Annotated in this window: 16 protein-coding genes and 1 pseudogene; 7 read left to right on the plus strand and 10 right to left on the minus strand. The window is 73.5% G+C overall.

Annotated features, from left to right (window positions below; translation table 11 throughout):
* Positions 1 to 172: 172 nt before the first annotated feature.
* The 4 genes from LCD31_RS17755 to hisD are packed head-to-tail and all read right to left on the minus strand — an operon-like array spanning position 173 to position 3436.
* The gene (locus tag LCD31_RS17755) at positions 173 to 325 is read right to left on the minus strand and encodes a hypothetical protein (RefSeq protein ID WP_224959576.1); all 153 of its coding nucleotides are present in this window, start codon (positions 323 to 325) and stop codon (positions 173 to 175) included.
* Positions 326 to 958 (minus strand): imidazoleglycerol-phosphate dehydratase HisB, encoded by a 633-nt coding sequence (gene hisB / locus LCD31_RS17760; RefSeq protein WP_224959578.1) that lies wholly within the window; start codon positions 956 to 958, stop codon positions 326 to 328. It abuts the gene before it with no gap.
* Entirely contained in the window at positions 955 to 2085 is a 1131-nt protein-coding gene (locus LCD31_RS17765) for a histidinol-phosphate transaminase (RefSeq protein ID WP_224959580.1), read from the minus strand. Before LCD31_RS17765 ends, hisB begins: the two co-directional genes overlap by 4 nt.
* A gap of 22 nt (positions 2086 to 2107) precedes the next feature.
* Positions 2108 to 3436: a histidinol dehydrogenase gene (hisD, locus tag LCD31_RS17770; RefSeq protein ID WP_224959582.1), complete on the minus strand. Its 1329-nt coding sequence runs from the start codon at positions 3434 to 3436 to the stop codon at positions 2108 to 2110.
* Between the two features lie 197 nt (positions 3437 to 3633).
* On the opposite strand from hisD, the gene LCD31_RS17775 reads away from it, so the two are divergent.
* Both LCD31_RS17775 and LCD31_RS17780 read left to right on the plus strand, forming a co-directional pair.
* Positions 3634 to 4860 (plus strand): M14 family metallopeptidase, encoded by a 1227-nt coding sequence (locus tag LCD31_RS17775; protein ID WP_224959584.1) that lies wholly within the window; start codon positions 3634 to 3636, stop codon positions 4858 to 4860.
* A 15-nt stretch (positions 4861 to 4875) separates the two neighbouring features.
* A complete protein-coding gene (locus LCD31_RS17780; RefSeq protein ID WP_224959586.1) occupies positions 4876 to 5817 on the plus strand; it encodes an SAM-dependent methyltransferase in 942 nt (313 codons plus the stop codon).
* 485 nt (positions 5818 to 6302) lie between these two features.
* Here the strand turns inward: LCD31_RS17780 and LCD31_RS17785 are convergent, their stop codons facing one another.
* Both LCD31_RS17785 and LCD31_RS17790 read right to left on the minus strand, forming a co-directional pair.
* The gene (locus LCD31_RS17785) at positions 6303 to 6464 is read right to left on the minus strand and encodes a hypothetical protein (RefSeq protein WP_224959588.1); all 162 of its coding nucleotides are present in this window, start codon (positions 6462 to 6464) and stop codon (positions 6303 to 6305) included.
* Between the two features lie 311 nt (positions 6465 to 6775).
* Positions 6776 to 7453, minus strand: a complete 678-nt coding sequence (locus LCD31_RS17790; protein ID WP_224959590.1) for a DUF2848 domain-containing protein — start codon at positions 7451 to 7453, stop codon at positions 6776 to 6778.
* Between the two features lie 99 nt (positions 7454 to 7552).
* Between LCD31_RS17790 and LCD31_RS17795 the strand changes: the two genes are divergently transcribed.
* Positions 7553 to 8851 (plus strand): MFS transporter, encoded by a 1299-nt coding sequence (locus LCD31_RS17795; protein ID WP_224959592.1) that lies wholly within the window; start codon positions 7553 to 7555, stop codon positions 8849 to 8851.
* Here LCD31_RS17795 and LCD31_RS17800 read toward each other — a convergent pair.
* Positions 8823 to 9449 carry a GntR family transcriptional regulator gene (locus LCD31_RS17800; protein WP_224959593.1) on the minus strand — a complete coding sequence of 209 codons (627 nt, stop codon included), beginning with the start codon at positions 9447 to 9449 and terminating at the stop codon, positions 8823 to 8825. The genes LCD31_RS17795 and LCD31_RS17800 overlap by 29 nt on opposite strands.
* 88 nt (positions 9450 to 9537) lie before the next feature.
* On the opposite strand from LCD31_RS17800, the gene LCD31_RS17805 reads away from it, so the two are divergent.
* Entirely contained in the window at positions 9538 to 10329 is a 792-nt protein-coding gene (locus tag LCD31_RS17805; protein ID WP_224959594.1) for a carbon-nitrogen hydrolase family protein, read from the plus strand.
* A 171-nt stretch (positions 10330 to 10500) separates the two neighbouring features.
* Here LCD31_RS17805 and nadC read toward each other — a convergent pair whose 3' ends face one another.
* From nadC to nadA, 3 genes are read right to left on the minus strand one after another with little or no spacing between them, the layout of a single operon-like run.
* Positions 10501 to 11388: a carboxylating nicotinate-nucleotide diphosphorylase gene (nadC, locus tag LCD31_RS17810; RefSeq protein ID WP_224959595.1), complete on the minus strand. Its 888-nt coding sequence runs from the start codon at positions 11386 to 11388 to the stop codon at positions 10501 to 10503.
* The gene (locus LCD31_RS17815) at positions 11385 to 12980 is read right to left on the minus strand and encodes an L-aspartate oxidase (protein WP_224959596.1); all 1596 of its coding nucleotides are present in this window, start codon (positions 12978 to 12980) and stop codon (positions 11385 to 11387) included. The genes nadC and LCD31_RS17815 overlap by 4 nt, the downstream gene beginning before the upstream one ends.
* Positions 12977 to 13981 (minus strand): quinolinate synthase NadA, encoded by a 1005-nt coding sequence (gene nadA, locus LCD31_RS17820; protein ID WP_224959597.1) that lies wholly within the window; start codon positions 13979 to 13981, stop codon positions 12977 to 12979. Before nadA ends, LCD31_RS17815 begins: the two co-directional genes overlap by 4 nt.
* Positions 13982 to 14117: 136 nt before the next feature.
* On the opposite strand from nadA, the gene LCD31_RS17825 reads away from it, so the two are divergent.
* The 3 genes and pseudogenes from LCD31_RS17825 to LCD31_RS17835 form a co-directional block, all read left to right on the plus strand.
* Positions 14118 to 14777 carry an NUDIX domain-containing protein gene (locus tag LCD31_RS17825; RefSeq protein ID WP_224959598.1) on the plus strand — a complete coding sequence of 220 codons (660 nt, stop codon included), beginning with the start codon at positions 14118 to 14120 and terminating at the stop codon, positions 14775 to 14777.
* A gap of 76 nt (positions 14778 to 14853) precedes the next feature.
* Positions 14854 to 15531, plus strand: a complete 678-nt coding sequence (locus LCD31_RS17830; RefSeq protein WP_224959599.1) for an LON peptidase substrate-binding domain-containing protein — start codon at positions 14854 to 14856, stop codon at positions 15529 to 15531.
* Between the two features lie 54 nt (positions 15532 to 15585).
* Positions 15586 to 15976: pseudogene (locus tag LCD31_RS17835) on the plus strand (hypothetical protein); the annotation flags it as partial.

A 15976-nucleotide genomic window follows, 5' to 3' on the forward strand; every position in this document is an offset into this window, starting at 1 on the left:
GGGGGCGGGGGGCCGCCCCCCCCCCCGGCGCCCGCCCCCCCCCCCCCCCCCCCCCCCCCCCCCAACCCCCCCCCCCCCCCCCCCCCCCCCCCCCCGCTGAGGTTCCGCCACCCCACCCCCGAGCAAGCCGAGGGGACCACAATTCTTCGCCTGGTTGCTGTTCACGTCCCTGTCACAGCAACCAGGCGATCCCACCCGCCGCCGCCAGCACTGCCAGCACGCCGAGCACCACCGCTGCCAGGCGTGGGGGGGTCCAGGTCGCGGCGACGCCGCCGACGAGGAAGCCCGCGACGGCCAGCAGCACGATCGGGCCGAGGGCCTGCATCTACAGCGCGCCCTTCGTGGAGGGCACGACGCCGGCGAACCGCGGATCGGGTTCCACCGCCGCGCGCAGCGCCCGGGCGATCGCCTTGTACTGGGCTTCGGCGATGTGGTGCGGATCCCGCCCGTGGATCACCCGCACGTGCAGGTTGATCTGCGAGTGGAACGCCAGCGATTCGAACACGTGCCGGTTCAGCACGAACGGGTAGTTCCCGCCGATGGTGAAGCTGTTGTACTGCTCCGGTTCCCCGGTCAGCACGCAGTACGAGCGGCCGGAGACGTCCACCGCCGCGTGCGCGAGCGTCTCGTCCATCGGGATCCAGGCGTCGCCGAAGCGGCGGATGCCCTTCTTGTCACCGAGCGCCTGGCGCAACGCCTGCCCGAGCACGATCGCGGTGTCCTCGACGGTGTGGTGGGCGTCGATGTCGATGTCACCGGACGCCTTCACCGTCAGGTCGAACGCGGCGTGCGTGCCGAGCGCGGTGAGCATGTGGTCGTAGAACGGCACCGTGGTGTCGATGTCGACCTGCCCGGTGCCGTCGAGGTCCAGCTCGACCAGCACGGAGGATTCCTTCGTGGTGCGTTCCACCTTGCCGGTGCGGGTGCCCGGCGCGAACGCCGCCTCGGTCGCCGTCATCGCGTGTTCTCCTCGTCCACCGCGTCCACCAGGCCCTTGCTCGCGGCCAGGAACGCGTCGTTCTCCTCGGGGGTGCCGATGGTGACCCGCAGGTGCCCTTCGATGCCGACGTCGCGGATCAGCACGCCCGCGTCCAGGTAGCGCTGCCACGCGGCGTGCGCGTCCGAGAACCGGCCGAACAGCACGAAGTTCGCGTCGCTGCGCACCGGGCCGAACCCGAGTTCGCGCAGCCGCGCGACGACGCGGTCGCGCTCGTCCGCCAGCGCCCGCACCGAACCGAGCGTCGCCTTCGCGTGCCGCAGCGCGGCGCGGGCAGCGGCCTGGGTCGGCGCCGAGAGGTGGTACGGCAGCCGCACCAGCAGCAGCGCGTCGATCATCGCGGGCGCCGCCGCCAGGTAGCCGAGCCTGCCGCCGGCGAACGCGAACGCCTTGCTCATGGTCCGGCTGACGATGATCTTCGCCGGGTACTCGTCGATCAGCTCGATCGCGCTCGGTTCGGTGCAGAACTCGACGTAGGCCTCGTCGACCACCACGATCCCCGGGGCCGCGTCGAGCACCGCGCGCAGGTCCTGCTGCGGGACCACCTGGCCGGTCGGGTTGTTCGGGCTGGTCACGAACACCACGTCCGGACGCCGCTCGGCCACGATCGCGGCGGCCCGCGCCGCGTCCAGGCCGAAGTCGGCGCGACGCGGTGCGGGCAACCAGTCGGTGCGGGTGCCCGCGGCCAGGATCGGGTGCATCGAGTACGACGGTTCGAAGCCGAGCGCGCTGCGCCCCGGCCCGCCGAACGCCTGCAGCACCTGCTGCAGCACCTCGTTGGAGCCGTTCGCGGCCCACACGTTGCGGTGCGAGACCGCGACGCCGGTGGCACCGCTGAGGTAGGCGGCCAGGTCCTCCCGCAGCGCCACCGCGTCCCGATCCGGGTAGCGGTGCAGCGTCCCGGCCACCTCCCGGACCGCTTCGGCCACGTCGGCCACCAGCTCGGGCGGCGGCGGGTACGGGTTCTCGTTGGTGTTCAGCCGCACCGGCACGTCCAGCTGCGGGGCGCCGTACGGGCTGCGGCCGCGCAGGTCATCGCGCAGCGGAAGGTCGGTCAGCGCCACGTCGGCGCCGAGCACGTCGCTCATGGTTCTCTCTTCGCGGTGTGGATCAGCGGTCGAGTCCGGACGGGAAGCGGGCCGTGACGGCCTGCCCGTGCGCGGGCAGGTCTTCGGCGTCGGCCAGGGCGACGACCTTGCCGGCGACCTCCCGCAGCGCCCGCTCGTCGTAGGAGACGACGTGGATGCCGCGCAGGAAGCTCTGCACGCTCAGCCCGGAGGAGTGCCGCGCGCAGCCGCCGGTGGGCAGCACGTGGTTCGAACCCGCGCAGTAGTCGCCGAGCGACACCGGAGCGTGCGGCCCGACGAAGATCGCGCCCGCGTTCCGCACCCGCGCGGCCACCGCCTCGGCGTCCGCGGTCTGGATCTCCAGGTGCTCGGCCGCGTAGGCGTCGACGACGGTGAGGCCCTCGTCGAGGGTGCCGACCAGCACGCAGCCGGACTGCTCACCGGTGAGCGCGGTGCGGATCCGCTCGGTGTGCTTGGTCAGCGGCACCTGGCGGTCCAGTTCCGCGTCCACCGCGTCGGCGAGCTCCGGCGAGGTCGTGACCAGCACGCTCGCCGCCAGCGTGTCGTGCTCGGCCTGGCTGATCAGGTCGGCGGCCACGTGCACCGGGTCGGCGGTGCCGTCGGCCAGCACCGCGATCTCGGTCGGCCCGGCTTCCGCGTCGATGCCGATGACGCTGCGCAGGTGCCGCTTCGCGGCGGTGACGTAGACGTTGCCGGGCCCGGTCACCAGGTCCGCGGGCAGCAGCTCGGCCCCGTCGGTGTCCCGCCCGCCGTAGGCGAGCAGCGCCACCGCCTGGGCACCACCGACCGCCCACACCTCGTCGACCTCCAGCAGCGCGGCCGCGGCGAGGATGGTGGGGTGCGGCAGCCCGCCGAACTCGGCCTGCGGCGGCGAGCACACCACCAGCGACTCCACCCCGGCGGCCTGCGCGGGCACCACGTTCATCACGACGCTCGACGGGTACACCGCGAGACCGCCCGGCGCGTACAGCCCGACGCGGGCGACCGGCACCCAGCGCTCGGTGACGGTGCCGCCCGGCACGACCTGGGTGGTGACGTCGGTGCGCCGCTGGTCGCCGTGCACGCGGCGCGCGCGGTCGATGGACTCCTGCAGCGCGTCGCGCACCGCCGGGTCGAGCCGCTCCAGCGCGTCGGCCAGCTCGGCGGCGGGCACCCGCACCTGCTCGGGCCGCACGCCGTCGAACTTCTCGGCGTACTCCAGCACGGCGTCGACACCGCGCTCGCGGACCGCCTCGACCACCGGCCGAACCTGGTGCAGCACGTGCTCCACGTCCGTGTCGGCGCGCGGCAGCGTGGCGCGCAGCTCGGCGGTAGACGGAACACGACCGCGCAGGTCGGTACGGGTGAGCATGGGCGTCCTCTCAGTGCGGGCGGATGTCGGCTACTAGCTCGGTCACCAGGGTAATCGCCCTGTTCGGCGACGTCCGACGCACGTCCGCGGACGAACGGTAAACGGTGATCCGCCGCTTCCGACGTAAGTGGGTTGCCAACCGTGCGTGACTCGGGGAGGCTCGCGTGATCACCATCCGTGATCGATCGGGAGGCCAGATGTCCAGCGCACGGCGCAGAGCAACGGCGGTGGCCGCCGCCGCATCCCTGGCCCTGCTCCTTCCCGTCCAGGCGAGCGTCGCCGCACCCGCTTCGGGCCCCGCATCCGCGGCCGCGGCGGCGAGCGGGGTGTACTCGGTACCGAACACCGACAGCCGGACCCGTACCGACATCAACGCCTCCGGCGCCCAGGTCCTCGGCGCGAAGGACGGCGTGGCGACGGTGGAGGCCACCGCGGCGCAGGCGGAACAGCTGCGCGCGCAGGGCTTCGAGCTGCGGCAGAAGGCGACGCCGCGGGACTTCCCGCCCGGCGACGAGGCGTACCACAACTACGACGAGATGGTCGCCGAGCTCGACGCGATCGTCGCGGACCACCCGGACATCGCCGCCAAGTCCAGCCTCGGCGAGAGCTTCGAGGGCCGGGACATCCCGCTGCTCAAGATCAGCGGCAACGTCGCGGAGGACGAGGACGAGCCGGAGGTCCTGTTCGACTGCAACCAGCACGCGCGCGAGCACCTCACCACCGAGATGTGCCTGCAGATCGCGAACCGGCTCACCGACGGCTACGCCGACGACCCCGCGGTCAAGGAGAACGTGGACAGCCGCGAGGTGTGGATCGTCCCGTCGGTGAACGTGGACGGTTCCACCTACGACGTGGAGTCCGGCGAGTACCAGGGCTGGCGGAAGAACCGGCAGGACAGCGGTACCGACCTGAACCGCAACTGGGGTTACTTGTGGGGCTGCTGCGGCGGTGCCAGCGACGACCCGCAGGACGAGACCTACCGCGGCACCGAGGCGTTCTCCGCGCCGGAGACGAAGGCGCTGGCCGATTTCATCGACTCCCGCGTGATCGGCGGTGAGCAGCAGATCAAGTCGGCGATCGACTTCCACACCTTCTCGGAGCTGGTGCTGTGGCCGTTCGGGCACACCCAGGACGACGTGACCGAGGGGATGACCCAGGAGGAGTTCGACCGGTTCGAGAAGGTCGGCACCGAGATGGCGGAGACCAACGGCTACACCCCGCAGCAGTCCAGCGACCTCTACACCACCGACGGCGACAGCCTCGACTGGATGTGGGGCAAGCACAAGATCCTCGCGTTCACCCTGGAGATGTACCCCTCCGACGGTGGCCTCGACGGGTTCTACCCGCCGGGTGACGTGATCGAGCGAGAAACCGCCCGCAACGACGGCGCCGTGGACATCGTGCTCCGCGAAGCCGGCGCCTGAGCCGCGGTTCGCACGGTGCTGGAGAGCCCGGATGCCCGTGGGGCGTCCGGGCTCTTCCCGTTCGAAGGGCCGAGCGGTACGCGCGCGAGCATCGGCCCGGCCGGGAAGGAGTTCGCGATCAACGAGGACGAACGCGTCGGGGAGCTGGCCGACATCCACGGCGAGCTCGACCTGCATCGGCCGAACGCGGCACGCATGTACGACTACTTCCTCGGCGGGACGCAGAACTTCCCCGCCGACCGCGGGGCAGCCCGCAAGCAGCTGGAACTGCTCCCCGAGACCCGCGTCGGAGTCCGCGAGAACCGGTCCTTCCTGCGCCGGGTCGTGCGGTTCTGCGTGGAGCGCGGCATCCGCCAGTTCCTGGACTTGGGTTCGGGGATCCCGACGGTCGGCAACGTGCACGAGGTCGCGCACCAGGGGGATCCGGACGCGGTGATCGCCTACGTGGACCACGAGCCGGTGGCGGTCGCGCACGCGCGTCGGCTGTTGCAGGCGGAGCCGCGGGTGAGCGTCACGCAGGCCGACCTGGCACACCCGGCGGACGTGCTCGCCGCCGCCGGGGTGCGGCGGCTGCTGGACCTGCGCGAGCCGGTGGCGGTGCTGGCGCTGTCGGTGCTGCACTTCATCCCGGACGAATCCGGCCCGACCGGAGTGCTCGCGACCTACCGGGACGCCTGCGCCCCGGGCAGCGTGCTGGCGGTCAGCCACGCCTCCGGCGCGGGCTTGACCTCGACGCAGGTGGTGGAGGGGCTGCGCATCTACGACCGGACCCCGACCCCGCTGAGCCTGCGGCCCGCGGAGCAGGCCGGGGAGCTGATGGCCGGTTGGGCGCTGGTCCCGCCGGGAGTGGTGCCGGTGGTCGACTGGCGACCGGACGTCCCGGTGGGCGCGGAGGTCCGCGCCGCCGTGGGCAGCGGCTGGTCCGCGGTAGGCGTGCGACCGTCGGCACGGTCGTGATCCGGGCGGCGGGAGACCGCCGCTTCCGCTCATCCGGTCCGGTATGGCGGGCGGCACGAGCCGCACGGCGCCACGTCGGCACGCCGTGTACCGGGACATCGCGGTGTGGAGGGCGGCGGCCCGGAACGCGGCCGACAGCAGTGCGGCCGACACGAGCGCGGCGGATCTGAGCGCGGCGGACCGGAAGGCGGAACCGGACGCGCGGAGCCCGGGCAGCGCGGAAGAGCGCGGTGCGGACCGGTGGCCGATCGCCGAGGGCGAGATCGTGGATTCCATGACACCCAGTGTTCCGATTCGAACACGGGTTCGTCATCACTTGATCGGGCTGTATCCAGTGGGAATCAGCCACGACCGCCAAGAATTCTCACGGCATCCGAGCATCGGAGGCGGCCTCCCGGCCCATCGAGACCGGCGGGCGGGTTCCGAGAACCGCGCCCACACCGGCTCCGACCATCCGGGCGCCCCCGAAACGCCCGGACGAACGATCAGGACAGCAGGAGCACGACGACACCCACGAGGATGCCGACCAGGACCACGACCGCGGCCGTGATCAGCACGGCCCGCAGCTGCGGCCGCTCCTCCTGGACCTCCGACTGCGCCCGCTCGCGCCACTGCATGAAAGTGGTGCCCTCGCCGCTGTCGCTCACGTCTGTCTCCCTCTTCGTGTGCTGCTCCTGGCACCGTTCACGACGGGGCGTCGTGAACTTGCAGGGAGTCACGATGCCACATCGGCCGGATCACATTCCGACCACGTGCCCGGTGGCGGCCCGGCTTCGCGGCACCTCGGGCTTCACCGGCCCCGGGCCGCCGCGGTGCCGCCGAGCATGACGGCGGACACCCCCGCAGGGCAAGCAGCCCGCGCACCCGGCGGGGCTCCCGCGGCGACCGGGCGGCCGGCACCGGCCGACCGGTCCGCGAGATCGGGCACGATCGTGCGACCGCGCTCGGGAGTGGCGCGCTAGGCGATCGGCTCCGGCAGCTGCCGGACGGTGTACTCGCAGGTCAGCACGTCGCCGGTCGCCGGGTCCGCCAGTTCGACGCGCCACGGGCCCGCGAACTGGTCCACTTCGGCGTCCATCGGGATGGTGCCGGACAGCAGCACCGTGCCCTCCTCGGCCAGGCCGAGCCCGCGCAGCTCGTCCAGCCAGTACGCGGGCGTGAGCAGCTCGCCGAGCGAGCCGTGCTGGAGGCGCCGCCCGCCGACGTGCGCGCTGAGGGTCAGCGAGTCGATCCGGTCGGCGACGTCCACGAGCCGCCAGGCCCGGGACCCGAGCACGTCCGGCCCCGCCTGCTTGCTCCAGGCCACGCCGTGCACTTCGAGCGCCCGGTCGGTGTGGTCGCAGGCGACGGTGAGCAGCACGTCCTCCTCTCGGGGCCCGGCGATGACCAGCGCCCACTCCGCCTCGCCGGAGGTGCGGCCGTGCTGCGCGGGCACCTCGCCGGTCTGCATGGCGAGGTAGGGCGCGACCGGGTAGAGGCAGGGCGTGCGGGTGGGCGCGGGCACGCCGAGCTCGGCGAGTTCGGCGACGTGCGCGGCCACGTCGTCCTGGCTGCGCCCGGCGTACCCGGCGTTGAGCAGGGTGCGCACCGGCACCTCGACGGACGTGCCTGCCACATCGAAACGAAGCGGAAACATCAGACCCTCCCGATCAGCATACTTCTTGTATACAGTTCGTATCACCGATTCGCCGGACGACACGACCGATGTGACGAACCGCCTCGACAAGGACCGCCGATGAGTCAAGCGCTCCCCGACGCACCCGCCCGCCCACCGCGCAAGGACCTGGTCAAGGCGTTCATCGCCGCGCTGTCCGGGACCTCCCTGGAGTGGTACGACTTCGCCGCCTACTCGGTGGCCTCCGCGCTGGTGTTCGGCGACCTGTTCTTCCCCAGCCACGACCCGCTGTCCGGCACGCTGCTGGCGTTCTCCACCTACGCCGTCGGGTACCTGTCCCGGCCGCTGGGCGGGTTCGTGTTCGGCAGGCTCGGCGACGTCCTCGGCCGCAAGCAGGTGCTGGTCACGACGCTGCTGCTCACCGGCATCGCGACCGTGCTCATCGGGCTGCTGCCCACGCACGGCCAGGTCGGTGCGTGGGGTGCCGTGCTGCTGGTGGTGCTGCGCTTCGCCCAGGGCGTCGGCATCGGCGGCGAGTGGGGCGGCGCCGTGCTGCTGTCCAGCGAGTTCGGCGACGACAAGCGGCGCGGCTTCTGGGCCTCCGCCGCCCAGGTCGGACCGCCCGCGGGCAACCTGCTGGCCAACGGGGTGCTGGCGGTGCTGGCCGCCACCCTCACCTCGGAGCAGTTCCTGTCCTGGGGCTGGCGGGTCGCGTTCCTGCTCTCCGCGGTGCTGGTGGTCTTCGGCCTGTGGATCCGGGTGAAGCTGGAGGAGACGCCGGTGTTCCGCGAGCTGCAGCGCTCCGGCGACCAGGCCTCGGCGCCGCTGCGCGAGGTGTTCACCGAGGAACCGCGGGCGCTGATCTCCGCGATCCTGTCCCGGGTCGGCCCGGACGTGCTCTACGCGCTGTTCACCGTGTTCGTGCTGACCTACGTGACGAAGGAGCTCGGGCTCCCGCAGAGCTGGGCGGTCACCGGCGTGATGCTCGGGTCGACCTGCCAGCTGGCGTTGATCCCGGCCGCGGGGTGGCTGTCGGACCACTGGGGCAGGCGGCGGGTGTACGCGATCGGCGCGATCGGCGGCGCGGTGTGGCCGTTCGCCTTCTTCCCGCTGATCGGCGGCGGTTCGGCGCCGCTGCTGGTGCTGGGCGTGGTCGTCGGCCTGCTGTGGCACTCGCTGATGTACGGGCCGCAGGCGGCGTTCGTGTCGGAGCAGTTCAGCACCCGGCTGCGCTACACCGGCTGCTCGCTGGCGTACACGCTGGCCGGGGTGATCGGCGGTGCGCTGGCGCCGCTGCTGTTCACCTCGTTGTTCGCGTACTTCGACAGCTGGGTCGCGCCCGCCTGCTACCTGTTCGCGACCTGCGCGGTGACCTTGCTCGGGTTGGCGATCAGCCCGCGAGCAGCACGTGCTGCGTAGCGTCCAGGTGCGCGGTGATCGCGGCGTGCGCGGCCGCGGTGTCGCCGTCGGCGAGCGCGGCGAGGATCGTGTCGTGCTCGTCGACGACGGCCTCGCGCCGGTTCCGCGCGGAGAACAGCGCCACGATGCCCGCGCGGACCTGGCGGGCGCGCAGCCCGTCGTAGTTCTTGGTGAGCATGTCGTTGCCGACGGCCCGCACCAGCGCGGCGTGGAAGCGGTGGTCGAGGTCGATGAAGGCCCTGGCGTCCTCGGCGGCGCGCAGCTCGCGCTGCCGATCGAGTTCGCCGCTCATCTCCTGGACCGGGGCGGTGCCGAGTTCGAGGGTGCGCTGCGCGGCGTAGCGCTCCATCATCCCGCGCAGTTCGAACAGCTCGCGGATCTCCCGCCCGGCGACGGGCGCGATGTAGGCGCCGCGCTTGGGGACCAGCTGCACGAGCTCCTCGGCGGCGAGCAGCAGCAGGGCCTCCCGGATCGGGGTGCGGGAGACGCCGATGGCGTCGGCGAGGGACTGCTCGTTGACGAAGCTGCCCTGCATCGCGGGGTCGCTGAGCACGGTGTCCTTGAGGTGGTCGTAGGCGAGCTGGCGGCCCGAGGTCACGGCGGCTCCTTGCGCGGCGGGACGATGCCGTCCCAGTCTTGCATATCCTTGGTATACAACCAGGCAGAGGCGAAGAGAGGCGGAACCCATGCGCGTCGCGCTGTGCCAGATCGTGTCCACCCCTGATCCGGCGGCGAACCTGGAGCTGGTCGCCGACGGCGTCCGCCGGGCGGCGGAGGCGGGCGCGGAGCTCGCGGTCTTCCCGGAGGCCACCATGGCCTGCTTCGGCATCCCGCTGGGGCCGATCGCGGAGCCGTTGGACGGCCCGTGGGCCACCGAGGTGCGCCGGCTGGCCGCGGACGCCGGCCTCGTCGTGGTCGCGGGCATGTTCACCCCGGCCGACGACGGGCGGGTGGCGAACACGTTGCTGGTCACCGGGCCGGGCGTGGACGCGCACTACGACAAGATCCACCTCTACGACGCGTTCGGCTTCGCCGAGTCGCGCACGGTCGCGCCCGGCGCGGAGCCGCTGGTGGTCGACATCGGCGGCACCGGTGTGGGCGTGACGACCTGCTACGACGTGCGCTTCCCCGGGCTGTACGCGGCGCTGGCCGACCGGGGTGCCTCGGTGATCGTCACCGCGGCCTCCTGGGGCGCCGGCGAGGGCAAGCGCGAGCAGTGGGAGCTGCTGGTGCGGGCCCGCGCGCTGGACAGCACCTCTTGGGTGGTGGCGTGCGGCCAGGGCGATCCGCGCACCGCGGGGATCGAGGCCAGCGGCAAGGCGCCGACCGGCATCGGGTTCAGCACCGTGGCCACGCCGGTCGGGACGGTGCACGCGCAGCTCGGCGACGCACCGGACGTGCTGGTCGCCGAATTGGACCCGGCCGCGGTCGAGCAGGCGCGGGCCAGCATCCCGGTGCTGGCGAACCGGCGGTTCTGACCGGCCCGGGCCGCACCGGCGGTGCTGATCGGTTGCAGGGCGCACCGGCGGTGTTGATCGGCCACGGGGCGGCCCGGTGGTGCTGATCGGCCGTGGGGCGGCCCGGCGGTTTCGATCAGGTCCCGGGGCCGCCCGGCGGTGCTGATCGGCGCGCCGGGGCGGCCCGGCCGGTCACATGTCCAGGCCGATGTCCAGCGCGGGCGAGGAGTGGGTGAGCGCGCCGACGGCGAGGAAGTGCACCCCGGTCTCGGCGTAGGTGCGGGCCACGTCGAGGGTGAGCCCGCCGGAGGCCTCCAGTTCGGTGCCGGGCGAGATCTCCTCGGTGCGGCGCACCGCGTCGGCGCAGTCCTGCGGCGTGAAGTTGTCGAGCAGGACGAGTTCGGCGCCCTCCTCCAGCACCTCGTCCAGCTCCTCCAGCGTGGACACCTCGACTTCGAGGGGCAGTTCCGGCGCATGGTCGCGGCAGGCCCGCAGCGCCTCCACCACCGATCCGGCGGCCACCACGTGGTTGTCCTTGATCAGCATGGCGTCGCCGAGGCCCATCCGGTGGTTCACCCCGCCGCCGCAGCGCACCGCGTACTTCTGCAGCACCCGCAGCCCGGGCAGGGTCTTGCGGCTGTCCCGGATGCGGCAGCCGGTGCCCTCCACGGCGCGGACCCACTCGGCGGTGGCGGTGGCGATGCCGGAGAGGTGGCAGAGCAGGTTCAGCGCGGTGCGCTCGGCGGTGAGCAGCCCGCGCACCGGCGCGTGCACGCTCAGCGCGCTCTCCCCCGGCATGATCATGTCGCCGTCGCCGCGGCTGTGCAGCACCTTGTAGCCGTCCGCGCCGAGCACCTCGTCGAGCACCGCGCGGGCCACGGGGATGCCCGCGACGACCCCGGCGGGGCGCGCCCGGAAGGCGGCTTCGGCGATGGCGTCGACGAGCACGGTGGCCTCGGTGGTGACGTCGAGCCCGTAGCGCAGGTCTTCGGCGAGCGCGGCCCGCACCAGGGTCCGGACCTCCTGCGGGTCGAGTCCGGCGGCGCGCAGGTGGCCGGTGGTCACCTCGGACAGGGTCATGCCACGCTCCTCGGGGGTTCTCGGTCGGTGCGGAACAGCCAGCCGGACACGTCCAGGCGCAGCGCGACGCTGCGCCGCCAGCGTACGTCGTCGCGCGCCGGATGATCACGCCTGCGATGGCTGCCGCGGGATTCGGTGCGGGCCTCGGCGGCGGCGAGCAGCGCCTGCGCGGTGAGCGCCAGAGCGGCGTCCTCCACCGCCTCGCGAGTCCGTAGTGGACGGACGATGCCCGCCTTGTCCAGCGTCGCGCGGGCCGCCGCGAGACCGTCCCCGGTGCGGCCGATCCCCGCGTGCGCGGTCATGGTGCGCTGCAGCAGCTCGCGGTCCACGACGGCGGCGGCCGGGACCGGCGGCAGCACCGGCCTGCGGGCCGCGAGCAGCCCGCCGCGCAGGTCGCGGGCCCCCGCCGCGGCGGCCCGGCCCCCCACGACCAGGCCTTCGAGCAGGCTGTTCGACGCGAGCCGGTTCGCCCCGTGCAGGCCGGTGCGCGCCACCTCGCCCGCCGCGTAGAGCCCGGCCACCCCGGTCCGACCGTCCACATCGGTCACCACGCCGCCGCAGGAGTAGTGCGCGGCGCTGGTCACCGGGATCGGTTCGCGCCGCGGGTCGACCCCGACGGCGCGACAGGACCCGAAGACGGTGGGGAACCGGGCGGCGAACTCCGGGATGCCGGTGGCGTCCAGGTAGGCGCACTCGGCACCGGTCTCGGCGATGCGCCGGTCGATCTCCGCGGCGACCACGTCCCGCGGCGCCAGGTCGGCCAGCGGGTGCACCCCGGCCATGATCCGGTCGCCGCGGGCGTCCAGCAGCACCGCGCCCTCGCCGCGCACCGCCTCGGTGACCAGCGGGCGGCGGCCGCGAGCGCCGGGCACGTGCAGCGCCGTCGGGTGGAACTGGACGAATTCGAGGTCGGCCGCGGTGGCCCCGGCCCGCAGCGCGAACGCGATCCCGTCGGCGGTGGCCACCTCGGGGTTCGTGGTCGCGGCGTAGAGCCTGCCGAGCCCGCCGGTGGCGAGCAGCACGGCGGGGGCGCGCACCACTCCGGGGTTGCCGTGCGGGTCGAGCGCGAGGAGCCCGGCGAGGTTGCCGCCGTCGCCGCGCACCGGTTCCGCCGCGCAATGCCGCTCCAGCACGGGGATCCCGCCGGTGCCGACCGCCTCGGACAGCGCCCGCTGCACCTCGGCGCCGGTGGCGTCCCCGCCCGCGTGGATCACGCGGAACGCGGTGTGCCCGCCCTCGCGGGTGCGGGCCAGCGCGCCGCCGGTGCCGTCGAACCGCGCGCCCGCCGCGCGCAGCCGCGCCACGGCGGCCGCCCCGTCGGCGAGGATCTCCCGCACCGCCCGCTCGTCGCAGAGCCCGGCGCCCGCGGTGAGCGTGTCGGTGACGTGGCGCTGCACGCTGTCGCCCTCGTCGTGCTCGTCGGGGCGCACGACCGCGACGCCGCCCTGCGCCCAGCCGGTACCGCCCGCCGCCGCGGCGTCCTTGGTGATCACGAGGGTGCGCAGGCCGAGCTCGCGGGCGCGCAGCGCGGCGGTGAGCCCGGCGACCCCGGTACCGACGACGACGAGGTCGGCGCGGGCCTCCCAGGTCATTCGCCGCCTCCGGGCTTGCCGATGCCGATCATCCGCTGCACCGAGGCGCGGGCCCGTTCGGCGACGTCGGCGGGCACGTGCACCTCGTCGGCCTCCTCGCGCAGGCAGCGCAGCAGCGCGGCCGGAGTGATCATCTTCATGTAGCGGCAGGAGGCGCGGTCGTTCACCGCCCGGAAGTCGATCTCGGGCGCGGCGCGGCGCAGCTGGTGCAGCATCCCGACCTCGGTGGCCACGAGCACCGACTCGGCACCGGTGCCGCGCGCGGCGTCCAGCATCCCGCCGGTGGAGAGGATCTTGACCCGCTCCGGCGGCAACGTGCCCTCCCCCGCGAGGTACAGCGCGGAGGTCGCGCAGCCGCACTCCGGGTGGATGAACAGGTCGGCGTCCGGGTTCGCCGCGGCGCGGTCGGCGAGCTCGGCGCCGTTGATGCCCGCGTGCACGTGGCACTCCCCCGCCCACACGTGCACGTTCTCCCGCCCGGTCTCGCGGCGGACGTGCGCGCCGAGGAACTGGTCGGGGCAGAACAGCACCTCGGTGTCCGCGGGGATGGAACGCACCACGTCCACCGCGTTCGAGGAGGTGCAGCAGATGTCGGTCTCCGCCTTCACCTCGGCGGTGGTGTTGACGTAGGAGACCACGACGGCGCCGGGGTGCTCGGCCTTCCAGGCGCGGAGCTGCTCGGCGGTGATCGAGTCGGCGAGCGAGCAGCCGGCCCGCTCGTCCGGGATGAGGACCTTCTTCCCGGGGCTGAGGATCTTCGCGGTCTCGGCCATGAAGTGCACGCCGCAGAACACGATCGTCGAGGCGTCGCTGGAGGCCGCGATGCGGCTCAGCGCCAGGGAATCCCCGGTGTGGTCGGCGATGTCCTGGATCGCGGGCAGCTGGTAGTTGTGCGCGAGCAGGACGGCGCCGCGTTCGTCGGCGAGCCTGCGGACCTCCTGCGCCCACGCCTGGTCCGGTTCGACGCCCGCGTACGGCGCGAGCTGTTCGGCGACCACCATTTCTCCTCCTCACCGGCGATGCGCGCCGCGTCGCGCGCGCCCCCGTTTGCTCCCCAGCAGTTTTCGCCTTAGGGTCGAAAACGTGCCTCATCGTAACACCGCAGGTCATGCGGACGGGAGAGATACCGCTCACGAAGTGCTCGCCGGAGTGCTGCGCGCGCAGGACGGCCTGCTCCACGTGCTGTTGTGGCAGCGCGCCCGGGAACCGCACCGGAACCGCTGGTCGCTGCCCGGCGGCAGGCTCCGCGACGACGAGGACGTGGAGACCTCCATCCGCCGCCAGCTCGCCGAGAAGGTCGACGTGCACAAGCTGAGCCACGTCGAGCAGCTCTCCGTGTTCAGCGAGCCGGCGCGCGTCCCCGGGCGGCGGACGGTCGCGACCGCCTTCCTCGGGCTGGTCCCCGCCGACGTCGACCCGGAGGTCCCCGACGACACCGCCTGGCACCCGCTCGACGGCCTCCCCGACACCGCCTTCGACCACGAGCGCATCACCCGCGCCGCGCGGGACCGGCTGCGCGCCAAGCTGTCCTACACCAACATCGGGTTCGCGCTGGCGCCCGCCGAGTTCACCATCTCCGAACTGCGCCGCATCTACTCCGCAGCGCTCGGCTACGAGGTCGCGGCCACCAACCTGCAGCGGGTCCTCACCCGCCGCGGCGCGCTGCGACCCACCGGCCGCACCCTGCCCGCCGGACCCGCCGGGGGCCGGCCGCCCGCGCTGTTCCGCTTCACCCAACCCGACCTGGAGATCACCGATCCGTTCGCGGTGCTGCGCCCGCCGGCCGAGCGGACCTGACCGGCGGGGCCGCCGACCGAGCTCACCGGTGCGCCGTGGTGGCCGATCGGCGGGGCCGGGACGTAGGTTGGCGGTCGTGACCGACACGCTCCCGCTGTTCCCGCTGAGCACCGTGCTGCTCCCCGGCGCCGACCTGCCGCTGCACGTCTTCGAAGCGCGCTACCGGCAGCTGGTCCTCGACCTGGTCGACGAGGTCGTCCCGGACCGCCGCTTCGGCGTCGTCGGCATCCGCCAGGGCTGGGAGGTCGGCGACGACAACGTCGACTCGATGTACGACGTGGGGTGCTCGGCGCGGCTGCAGCAGGTGCAGCAGCTGCCGCAGGGCCGCTACGACATCACCGCGGAGGGCGGGGCCCGGTTCCGGCTGCTGCAGATCGACCGGGAGGCCGCGCCGTACCTGATGGCCCGCGTGGAATGGCTCCCCGACGACGAACCCGACGAGGACCCGCGGCTCGTCAGCAGGCTCGACGAAGCCGCCCGCGAAGCCCACGAGCGCTACCACGGCACCGGCCTCCGCGGCGACCACTACGAACCCGCGGCGGCCGACCTCGAACCCGGCGAGCTCTCCTACGCGCTGGCGGAGGACTGCGTGCTCAGCACCGAGGACCGCCAGGCGCTGCTCGCCGAGACCGATCCGCTGGCCCGGCTGCGGCTCGTGCGGCGGCTGCTGGCGCGGGAGGCGCAGTTCCTGCGGGAACTGCGGGCCGTCCCGGCACCGTTCGCGGAGTTCGCCGAGCAGACCAGCGTGAACTGACCGCTGCGCGCAACGCCGTCCGGCGCGCCGCGATCACTCGCTAGGATCTCGCCCATGTCATCACCTGGCGGGCCGGGAACCTGGGGTTACCCGGAGAACGGGGACGCCTGGGGCAGGCGCGAGAACTGGGGCGCGCAGCCCGGGCAGCACGTCGGCGGACCGCCGTACCAGGGCGGCATGCGCTACCAGGGCTTCGGCACCTTCGACCGCCCGCCGCAACCGGCCGCCGCGCCACCACCGCCTCCTCCCCCGCCGCCGAAGCGCAACCGCGGCCCGCTGGTCGCGCTGTCCGCCGCGGTGGCCGTCGTGCTGGTCGTGGTGATCACCGCGGTCCTCTTCGGCGGCTCGGGCGGGGACGACGACGCGCAGGCCGGGACGTCACCCGCCCCCACCTCGGAGTCGCTCGCGGCGCCGCCGCCCACCGCCGAGCCCGCCCCCGGCACGT

This window comes from Saccharopolyspora sp. 6M, from assembly GCF_020176775.1.
Classification (GTDB): Bacteria; Actinomycetota; Actinomycetes; order Mycobacteriales; family Pseudonocardiaceae; genus Saccharopolyspora_C; species Saccharopolyspora_C gregorii.